The sequence below is a fragment of the Kitasatospora sp. MBT63 genome, from assembly GCF_000710465.2.
GTDB lineage: Bacteria > Actinomycetota > Actinomycetes > Streptomycetales > Streptomycetaceae > Kitasatospora.
In genome coordinates this window covers 1-9,352 of sequence record NZ_JAIZ01000601.1, presented here as the reverse complement: position 1 = coordinate 9,352, position 9,352 = coordinate 1, and the positions used below count along the sequence as shown (strand labels likewise).

The window sequence follows — 9,352 nt, the reverse complement described above, 5'->3', positions numbered from 1 at the left end:
CCGGCGAGATCGAGGACGCCCTGACCACGCACCCCGCCGTGGCCCAGGCTGCCGTGGTGGTCCGTGAGGACACCCCGGGGGTCAAGCGGCTGGCCGCGTACCTGGTCCCGGCGGACCGGGAGGTGGAGACCGGCGCGGTCCGTCGTATGCTGTCCGAGCGCCTGCCGGAGTACATGGTCCCGTCCGCGTTCGTCGTCCTCGACGCGCTGCCGCTGACCGTCAACGGCAAGCTCGACCGCAAGGCCCTCCCCGCGCCCACGGCTGCCGACTTCACGGCCACCGGGCCGGTGCGCGGCCCCCGGTTCGCCAGCGAGGAACGGGTGCACGCCGTCTTCGCCGAGGCACTCGGCCTGCCCTCGGTCGGCATCGACGAGAACTTCTTCGATCTGGGCGGCCACTCGCTGCTCGCGATGGCTCTGCTCCAGGGCCTGCGGGCGGAGTTCGGCCACCCGCTCGGCCTCGCCGACCTGCTGGCCCGGCCCTCGGTCGCCGCACTGACCGAGTTCCTGGTCGACGCGACCGTGCTCACCGCCCTCGGCGGCTCCGACGCCGCCGTCCCCTGCTCCGACTGACCCCTCCGACCGCTCCCTCCCATCCCGAAGGAAGACAACCATGAGCGCCACCAACCCGTTCGAGGACGACGACGCCCGCTACTACGTCCTGGTCAACGCCGAGAACCAGCACTCGCTGTGGCCGGCCTTCGCCGAGATCCCGGCCGGCTGGACCGTCGTGCACGGCGAGGACACCCGCCAGGCGTGCAGCGAGTACGTCGACGCGCACTGGACCGACATGCGCCCCGCGAGCCTGATCGCCCGCTCGGCCGCCGCCTCCTGACGGTCCTCCCGGGGACGGCGCAGCCCGCCGTCCCCGGGACCGCCGGCAGTCCATGCCCGTTCCGACAGACGGATACCCCACCCACGTGAGCACCCACCAGACGGACCCCGCCACCGAGCCCCCGGACGGGCTGACCGCCGAACAGCTCGCCGACGAGGACCTGGAGCCCGGCGCGCTCTCCCCGGAGCGCCGCCGACGGGCCCGGGCCCTGCTGCGCGGCTCGCTGAAGCCGCACCGCGGCACCGTCATCGCCGCCATGGTCGCCGCCGCCGTCCGGCAGGTCGCCCTGCTCGCGGTGCCCTGGTGCGTCCAGCAGGCGCTCGACGAGGGTGTGAAGAAGCACGACAGCGGCGCTCTGCTGTTCTGGTGCGGCGCCGCCGCCGCCACCGCGCTGGTCCAGTTCGTCGGCCTCTACCTGTGGCAGTTCCTCGCCGGGTACGCGGACGCCAAGGTCGGCGCCGACCTGCGCGGCCGCCTGCTGCGGCACCTGTCCCGCCTGGACCGGGCCGCGCTCGCCACCCGGGGCCACGGCGACCTGGCGATGCGGGCCACCCGGGACACCGACCTGGTCCGCGAGTGGGTGCACGGCCTGGCGGTCTGGGTCGTGCTGGGGACCACCTTCGTCGTCGTGCTTCCCGCGCTGGCCGTGCTCGACACCAGCCTGCTGCTGGTCACCCTGGCCACCCTGCCGTTCCTGGTCTGGGTCAACCTCCACTTCCCCAAGCGCTTCGCCGCCGCCAGCGGCGAGCTGGCCCGGGCGCACGGCGAACGCGCCGACGCCGTCGCCGACCTGCTCCAGGTCGGCACCGGTCTGCGCGGCACCGGCGGCCACCGGCCGCTGGTGGAGCGCCACCGCACCGCCAGCGCCGAGGTCACCGGGCGGACCGTCACCGCGGCCCGGATCGAGGCGTCCTGGGCAGCCGTCGCCCCGTTCGTCCCGCGCCTCGCGGTGGCAGCCGGCATCGGCATCGGCGGGCTCGCCGTACTGGAGGGCAGGCTCAGCATCGGCGGCCTGACCGCTTTCACCTCCTGGATGGCGATCGTCACCCTCGCCACCCGGGTGCTGGTCGACCGGCTGCTGGAGCGCGGCCAGGCCGATGTCGCCGCCGCCCGGATCGACGAGGCGCTGTCCATCCGGCCGACCGTCACCGAGCCCGGCCCGGCCGAGGCGCGGCCGCTGCCCGCCACCGGCGAGCTGACCCTCACCGGGGTCGGCGCGGTCCGTGACGGCCGTACCGTGCTCGCCCCGCTGGACCTCACCGTGCGGCACGGGGAGTTCCTCGCGCTCTCCGGCGCCACCGGCTCCGGCAAGTCCACCCTGCTGCGTCTGCCGGTCCGCCTCGACGACCCGGACACCGGCACCGTCGCCTACGGCGGCACCGACCTGCGCACCGTCGCCCTGGACGAGGTCCGGGCCCGGATCGCGTACGTCGCCCAGCGCCCGCTGCTGCTGTCCGGGACCGTCGCCGACAACCTGCGGCTCGGCCGCGACCTCGACGACGAGGCGCTGTACGAGGCGTGCCGCACCGCCGGCATCCACGACCAGCTGGCCGCCATGCCGGACGGCTACGCCACCGAACTCGGTGAGGGCGGCACCGCCCTGTCGGGCGGCCAGGTCCAGCGCCTCGCCATCGCCCGGGCGCTGCTCGGCGACCCCAAGGTGCTGCTGCTGGACGACTCCACCTCCGCCCTGGACACCGCCACCGAGCAACTGGTGCTGGACCGGCTGCGGGACTGGGCCAAGGACCGCACCGTCGTCTTCGCCACCCACCGCACCGCCGTCCTGGACGCCGCCGACCGGGTGGTGCACCTGGAGGCGCCGACGGCCGAGACCGCCGGCGCCGAGACCCTCGGCGCCGAGCACGCCGACACCGACCCTGCCGGCACCGAGACCCCCGTGGAGGCCGGCCGTGGCTGAGCAGCCCCTGCTCCAGGACGAGCCCGACGAGCGCGCGCTGCTCCGGCGGGCCGCCCCCTACCTGCGTCCGCACCGCAGCCGGCTGGGCGTCGCGGTCGGCGTCGGTCTGGCCGACTCGGCGGCGCTGGTCGCCGTCGCGCCGCTGATCGGCATGGCCACCAACGCCGTCCTGGACGGCGACCGCGGCGGCCTCGGCCGGGCCGTCGCCCTGCTGGCCGTGCTGGCGCTGGCCCAGCTCGGCTTCGCCCGCGCCGGTGAGCTGCTGCTCGCCCGGGCCGGCGAGCAGGTCGTGCGCACCCTGCGGGAGCAGGCGGTGGAGAACCTCGCCACCGCCCCGCTGCGCTTCCTGGAGACCCACCGCACCGGTGAGCTGCTGCGCCGGGCGACCGGCGAGGTGGCCGCGCTGGCCGCGTTCGTCCGGCTGCACCTGCGCAACCTGGTCTCGGCCGCCGCGACGCTGGCCTTCACCCTGGTGGTGATGGTCGCCTACTCGTGGCTGCTGCTCCTGGTGCAGCTGGTGGTGTTCGTCCCGCTGACCCTGCTGGTGACCCGCTGGTTCCAGCGCGACGCCGGGCCCGCCTTCGGCGGCAAGGCCAACGCGGAGGCGGCCGTGGCGGCCACCTTCACCGAGACGCTGACCGCCCGTGAGGCGCTGCAGACCTCCCGCGGTCTGCCCGGCTGGACCCGCCGCTTCGACGCGGAGAACCGGTTCGCGGTGGGCGCGGCCCGCCGGGCGCTGCGGGTGGAGAACCGGATCGACCTGGTGAGCCTGGTCGAGGGGTTCGCCCTGGTGGTACTGCTGCTGGTGGGCGGCTGGCTGGTGACCCGCGACAGCCTGAGCGTGGGCACCGTGGTGGTCTTCGTGCTGGCCAGCCGCAACCTGTTCGACTCCTTCGCGGACCTCTCCCAGCTGGTCGGCGAGGTGCAGACCGCCCGGACCGGGCTGGCCCGCCTGCTGGACCTGCTGGCCGCCACCGACGCGGAGCCCGTCCGGGCGCCCGCCGGTGGGCCCGGCGCGGTGCTGCCCGCCCACGGTGACCTGCGGTGCACCGGGATCGAGTACGCGTACCGGGCCGACGGCCGGGTGCTGCACGCGATGTCGCTGGAGTTCCCGGTGGGCAGCCGGACCGGTGTGGTCGGCGAGACCGGCTCCGGCAAGACCACGCTGTCCAAGCTGCTGTGCGGCCTGTACCGCCCGGACGCCGGTGCGGTCACCTTCGCCGGCACCGACCTGCGGGAGATCCCGGAGGACGAACTGCGGCGCCGGATCGTGCTGGTGCCGCAGGAGGTGCGGATGGTGTCCGGCACGATCGCCGACAACCTCGCCCTGGTCCAGGGCGCCCCGGACCGGTCCCGGATCGAGCGGACGGTCGACCGGCTCGGCCTGCGCGAGTGGATCGCGGACCTGCCGGGCGGCCTGGACGCCGAGGTCGGACTGCGCGGTGGCAACCTGTCGGCCGGCGAGCGGCAGATCCTCGGTCTGGTCCGGGCGGTGCTGGCCGACCCGGCGGTCCTGGTGCTGGACGAGGCGACCGCCGACATCGACCCGGTCACGGCGGCCCGGCTGGAGCACGCGCTGGACGAACTGCGGGCCGACTGCACGCTGGTGGTGATCGCCCACCGTCCGGCCACCATCGCCCGGATGCCCCGGGTGGTCCGGCTGGACGGGGGGAGGCTGGTGGGGGAGCCCGCCGGTAGCCTGCACAGTGCAGGTTAGGCTAACCTAATCACGATCTGCCGTTCCGTGCCGCCGGTCCGATCCCTCGGGCCGGCGGCACGGGCGCAGGCGCAGGACCGCGCCGCCTCTCACCGGATTGGGCCGAAACGATGACCACCGAGAGCTCTCCGCCGCGCATGCGGATCGTCCGCCATCCGCTCAAGTACCGCCTGCTGGAGGTCAAGCGGGTCCACCGGATCACCCCGGGGACGGTCCGGGTGACCTTCGCCGGTGACGCGCTGGAAGGTTTCTGCGAGCAGGCCCCCACCGACCACGTCAAGCTCTGCTTCCCCCACCCCGGCGACGAGCTCCCGGTCGAGCCGGTGGTCGAGAACGACACCTGGATGGACGCCCCGGTCGAGCCCGTCACCCGCGACTACACGATCCGTCACCACCGCCGGGCCGAGCGGGAGATCGACGTCGACATGGTCCTGCACGGCACCGGCGTCGGCTCCACCTGGGCCGCCGACGCCGAGCCCGGGATGACCCTCGGCGTGCTCGGCCCGCGCGGCTCCGAGGTGGTCGACTTCGTCCACGACTGGTACCTGCTGGGTGCCGAGGAGACCGCCCTGCCGGCCCTCGCCCGCTGGATCGAGATGCTGCCCGCCGGCGTCAAGGTGATTGCGTTCGCCGAGGTCTCCGGACCGCAGGACGAGCAGCAGTTCGAGACCCGCACCGACCTGACCCTGACCTGGCTGCACCGCGGTGACGCCCCGTCCGGCACCACCGACCTGCTGGAGCGGGCGATCCGCGGCGCCGACCTGCCCGAGGGCATGGGCTTCGCCTGGGTGGCCGGCGAGGCCGCCAGCCTGAAGCCGATCCGCCGCCACCTGCGCGAGGAGCGCGGCCTGCACCGCCACCAGGTCGACGTCGACGGGTACTGGAAGCGCGGCGTGGAGAACCACGACCACCACGAGGACGACGAGCACGAGCACGCATGACCACCCCGACCCTCGACAAGGCGGCCCCGGCGCCCGCCGCCGCCGCGCGCCGCAGCGCCGGGACCGGCCGCCGGCTCACCCGCCTGCTGGCCTGCCTCGCCCTGCTCGCGCTGCTGGCCGCCGCCGGTCTCGCCGTCGGCGCCAAGAACATCCCGCCGGCCCAGGTCTGGCACGTCCTGCTGCACCACGAACCCACCGACGGTGACTGGATCGTCGTGCACCACTCCCGCATCCCGCGCACCGTCCTCGGCATCGCGGTCGGCGCCGCCCTCGGGCTGGCCGGCGCCCTGATGCAGGCGCTCACCCGCAACCCGCTCGCCGACCCGGGCCTCCTCGGCGTCAACGGCGGCGCGGCCGCCGCGGTCGCCGCCGGGACCGCCCTGCTCGACCTGCGCGGCTTCGGCTCGTACGTCTGGTTCGCGCTGGCCGGCGCCGCGGTCGCCGCCGTCCTGGTGAACGTGCTCGGCAGCGGCGGCCGGGCCTCCGCCACACCCGTACGGCTGGCGCTGGCCGGCACCGCGATCACCGCCGTGCTCACCGCCTTCGTCAACGGCCTGATCCTGCTCGACCCGCTCACCCTCAACCGGTTCCGGTTCTGGCAGGTCGGCACCCTCGCCGGGGTGGAGGCGCCGATCGTCGGCCAGGTGCTGCCGTTCCTCGCCGTCGGCGCGGTGCTCGCCCTCGCCCTCGCCCGGCCGCTGAACGCGCTCGCCCTAGGCGACGACGCCGGGCACGCGCTGGGCGCCAACCCGGGCCGTACCAGGCTGCTCGCGATGACCGCGGTCACCCTGCTGGCGGGCGCGGCCACCGCGGCCGTCGGGCCGATCGCCTTCGTCGGCCTCGCCGTCCCGCACGTGGCCCGCCGGCTGGCCGGGCCCGACCAGCGCTGGGTGCTGCTGTTCTCCGCCGTGCTCGCCCCGGTGCTGCTGCTCGGCTCCGACCTGGTCGGCCGGGTGGTGCTGCACCCCGCCGAACTCCAGGCCGGGGTGGTCACCGCCTTCCTCGGCGCCCCGCTCTTCATCGCCCTCGTCCGCGGCCGGAGGATCGCCCAACTGTGAACAGCCCCACGGTCCTGGCCCCGGCCGCCCGGACCTCCGAACCGGCCCCCGCCACCCGGGTGCCGCTGCACGCCCTGCGCCTGCCCGGCGGGTACTCGCTGCGCCTGCACCGGCGGGCGGTCGCCGTCTGCGCGGTGCTGACGGCGGCCCTGTCCGCCGCCGTGGTGTGGACCCTGACCACCGGTGACTTCCCGCTGGCCGTCTCCGACGTGCTGGACGTGCTCAGCGGCGGCGGCGCCCGCGCCGACCGCTACATCGTGATGGAGCTGCGGCTGCCACGGGTGCTCACCGCCGTCCTGGTCGGCGCCGCGCTCGGGGTGGCGGGCTCACTGTTCCAGAGCGTCGCCCGCAACCCGCTCGGCAGCCCCGACGTCATCGGCTTCACCCTCGGCTCCGCCACCGGCGCGCTGCTGGTGATCCTGGTGATCGGCGGCAGCGCCGCGACGGTGGCCGGCGGCGCCGTCGCGGGCGGGCTGCTGACCTCGCTGCTGGTCTACCTGCTGGCCCGCAGCGGCAGCGCCCAGGGCTACCGGCTGGTGCTGGTCGGCATCGGCGTCAGCTCCCTGCTCGCCTCGGTCAACGACTACCTGATCGCCCGGGCCTCGTTCAGCGACGCGGCCGGAGCCGCGGTCTGGCTGACGGGCAGTCTGAACGCCCGCGGCTGGGAGCACTGCGTCCCGATGGCCGCAGTCCTCGCCCTGCTGCTGCCGGCCGCGCTGCTGCTCGGCCGCCCGCTGCGGCTGCTGGAGATGGGGGACGACGCCGCGGCCTCGCTCGGGGCGCGGCCCGACCGGCTGCGGCTGTGGCTGGTCCTGGTCGGCGTCGGGCTCACCGCCGCGGCCACGGCCGCGGCCGGGCCGATCCCGTTCGTCGCGCTGGTCGCCCCGCAGGCCGTCCGCCGGCTGACCGGCGCCACCGGCCCGAACCTGGCCGGGTCGGCGGTGCTCGGCGCGCTGCTGCTGGTGCTCAGCGACCTCGCGGCGCAGCGGCTGCTGGCGCCCACCCAGTTGCCGGTCGGTGTGCTCACCGGCGTGCTCGGCGGGTGCTACCTGGTGTGGCTGATCGCCCGCCAGTGGCGCACCGGCCGCGGCTGAACGGGCCGACGGAGCGGTCCCGGGCAGGGCGCGGGCAGGGTGCGGGGCGGCCGGCGGGTCGGCGGGGCCGCGTGGCGTCGGCGTGCGGTACCGGCCGGGGGGTGACCGGTCCCGGTGATCGCTGCCGGTGCGGCCGGGGTCGCCGCTCCGGAGGCCGTACGCGACAGGGCCGTGGGCGGTGCCCGGCCGGCGGCCCGGACCCGTGCGCCGGTGCCCTCGTGCCGCCGGGCGGTGGGCGTCGGCACCCCACCGGCGGGACGCCGCACACGGCCGGGGTCCGGTGTCCGGTCAGTCGGTCCAGCCGTTGGCGTGCAGGATCTCGTCGATCCGGGCGCGGTGTGCGGCCTCCCAGGCGTCCAGGGAGACTTCGGCGTCCTGGGCCGCCTTGGCCCGGGCGGCGAGGAGGACCTGATCGAGGCGGTCGCCCGGGGCGACCACGACGCCCTCCTCGTCGGCCACCACGACGTCGCCGGCGCGCACGGTCACCCCGCCGCAGCGCACCGGGCCGCCGAGCGGCGCGACGGCGGCCTTGGCGCCGGGGACCGGGACGACGCCACGGGCGAAGACCGGGAAGCCCATCGCGCGCACCTCGGCGAGGTCGCGGATCACCCCGTCGACCACGAAGGCCGCGATGCCCCGGCGCTGGGCGACGGCGCAGACGTTTCCGCCCGCGACCGCGAACTCGACGTCACCGGCCTCGACGACCACGATCGAGCCGGGCTCCGCCCGGTGGATCGCCGCGTGCAGCATCAGGTTGTCGCCCGGCGGGCACCGGACGGTGAACGCCGGTCCGGCGACCCGGCCGGCCGACGGCCATAGCGGACGGATGCCGAGGTCCATGACCTGTCCGTGCCCGAGCACGTCGGCGAGGGTGGTCGGGGAGAGGTCCGCGAATCCGGTGGTGTCGTTCATGGTGGTGGTCCCCTTCGGTCGGATGCGCCCCGCCGGTGCGGGCGGGGCCGGTGTCGGTGGCGGGTGGCCGGGTTCAGCCGCGGGCGGTGACGGGACCGGCGGCGGGTGACCCTGACGGTGCGTCGGGCGTCGGGGCGGGCTGCTCGGCGTCCACGGTGTCCACGGTGTCCACGGTGTCCGGCGTGTCCAGGGCGGCCAGCCGCCGCAGGCAGGTGCGCCGTTGCAGGACCGACAGGCCCGCGACCGCGGCGCCGAGCGCCAGCCAGCCGGCCGGACCGGCGGCCATCACCGCGCCGGTCAGCAGCAGCGGCCCGGCGGACTTCTGGACGGACTGTGCAATCCCGGCCACCCCCAGGTAGGAGGCCCGCGCCTGCCGGGGTGCCAGGGCCAGCGCCAGCTCCCAGGAGGTCACCGAGCGCAGCAGTTCCGCCGAGGTGGCCAGCACGGCGGCGGCCAGCAGGGCGGCCGCGGCCGTCCAGGGTCCCCGCCCGGTGGCGGCCGCCACCAGGACGCAGGTGGCGAGCACGGCGAGCCCGTACAGCGGTACGGCGTCGGCGGCCCGGCGCGCGGTGGTGACCCGGGCGGAGACCCGCAGTTGCAGGACCACCACCAGGACCGTGTTGACCACCAGGAAGGCCGGGACGAGCGCGTGCGGGGCGCCGGTGCGGCTCACCAGCCACAGCGGCAGCCCGACGCCGAGCACCGAGTCGTCCAGGCTGAGCGGGGTGTCCAGCAGGACGAACAGCAGGTAGCGGCGGTCCCGCCAGGGGCTCGGCGCGGGGCCCTGCGGCCGGTCGGCCGGGGTCCCGGCGGCGGCCGGCCCGCGCTCGGCCCGGTCGACGGCCTCGCGGGTGCGCCGGACCAGGACGGCGGCGGCA

At 76.0% G+C, this 9,352-nt stretch carries 8 protein-coding genes and 1 pseudogene; 7 read left to right on the top strand and 2 right to left on the bottom strand.

Translation table 11 applies throughout. The features are described from left to right. The 7 genes from AA75_RS31600 to AA75_RS31570 all read left to right on the top strand — a co-directional run. Nucleotides 1-572: phosphopantetheine-binding protein (locus AA75_RS31600; RefSeq protein ID WP_033823756.1), on the top strand; the 572-nt coding region annotated here is incomplete at its 5' end. Nucleotides 573-612: 40 nt separating this feature from the next. Then, nucleotides 613-834, top strand: coding sequence for an MbtH family protein (locus AA75_RS31595; protein WP_033823755.1), 222 nt, complete (start codon nucleotides 613-615; stop codon nucleotides 832-834). A gap of 85 nt (nucleotides 835-919) precedes the next feature. Further along, entirely contained in the window at nucleotides 920-2,752 is a 1,833-nt protein-coding gene (locus tag AA75_RS31590) for an ABC transporter ATP-binding protein (RefSeq protein ID WP_063794477.1), read from the top strand. Further along, on the top strand, nucleotides 2,745-4,469 hold the full coding sequence (locus AA75_RS31585) for an ABC transporter ATP-binding protein (protein ID WP_033823754.1): 1,725 nt from the start codon (nucleotides 2,745-2,747) through the stop codon (nucleotides 4,467-4,469). Before AA75_RS31590 ends, AA75_RS31585 begins: the two co-directional genes overlap by 8 nt. A gap of 110 nt (nucleotides 4,470-4,579) precedes the next feature. Then, entirely contained in the window at nucleotides 4,580-5,410 is an 831-nt protein-coding gene (locus AA75_RS31580) for a siderophore-interacting protein (protein WP_033823753.1), read from the top strand. Next, entirely contained in the window at nucleotides 5,407-6,468 is a 1,062-nt protein-coding gene (locus tag AA75_RS31575) for an iron ABC transporter permease (protein ID WP_033823752.1), read from the top strand. The genes AA75_RS31580 and AA75_RS31575 overlap by 4 nt, the downstream gene beginning before the upstream one ends. Further along, nucleotides 6,465-7,562 carry an iron chelate uptake ABC transporter family permease subunit gene (locus AA75_RS31570; protein ID WP_233289283.1) on the top strand — a complete coding sequence of 366 codons (1,098 nt, stop codon included), beginning with the start codon at nucleotides 6,465-6,467 and terminating at the stop codon, nucleotides 7,560-7,562. Before AA75_RS31575 ends, AA75_RS31570 begins: the two co-directional genes overlap by 4 nt. Before the next feature lie 288 nt (nucleotides 7,563-7,850). Here the strand turns inward: AA75_RS31570 and AA75_RS31565 are convergent, their stop codons facing one another. After that, nucleotides 7,851-8,474: an RraA family protein gene (locus AA75_RS31565; RefSeq protein ID WP_033823751.1), complete on the bottom strand. Its 624-nt coding sequence runs from the start codon at nucleotides 8,472-8,474 to the stop codon at nucleotides 7,851-7,853. 73 nt (nucleotides 8,475-8,547) lie between these two features. After that, a pseudogene (locus AA75_RS31560) lies at nucleotides 8,548-9,352 on the bottom strand (hypothetical protein); the annotation flags it as partial.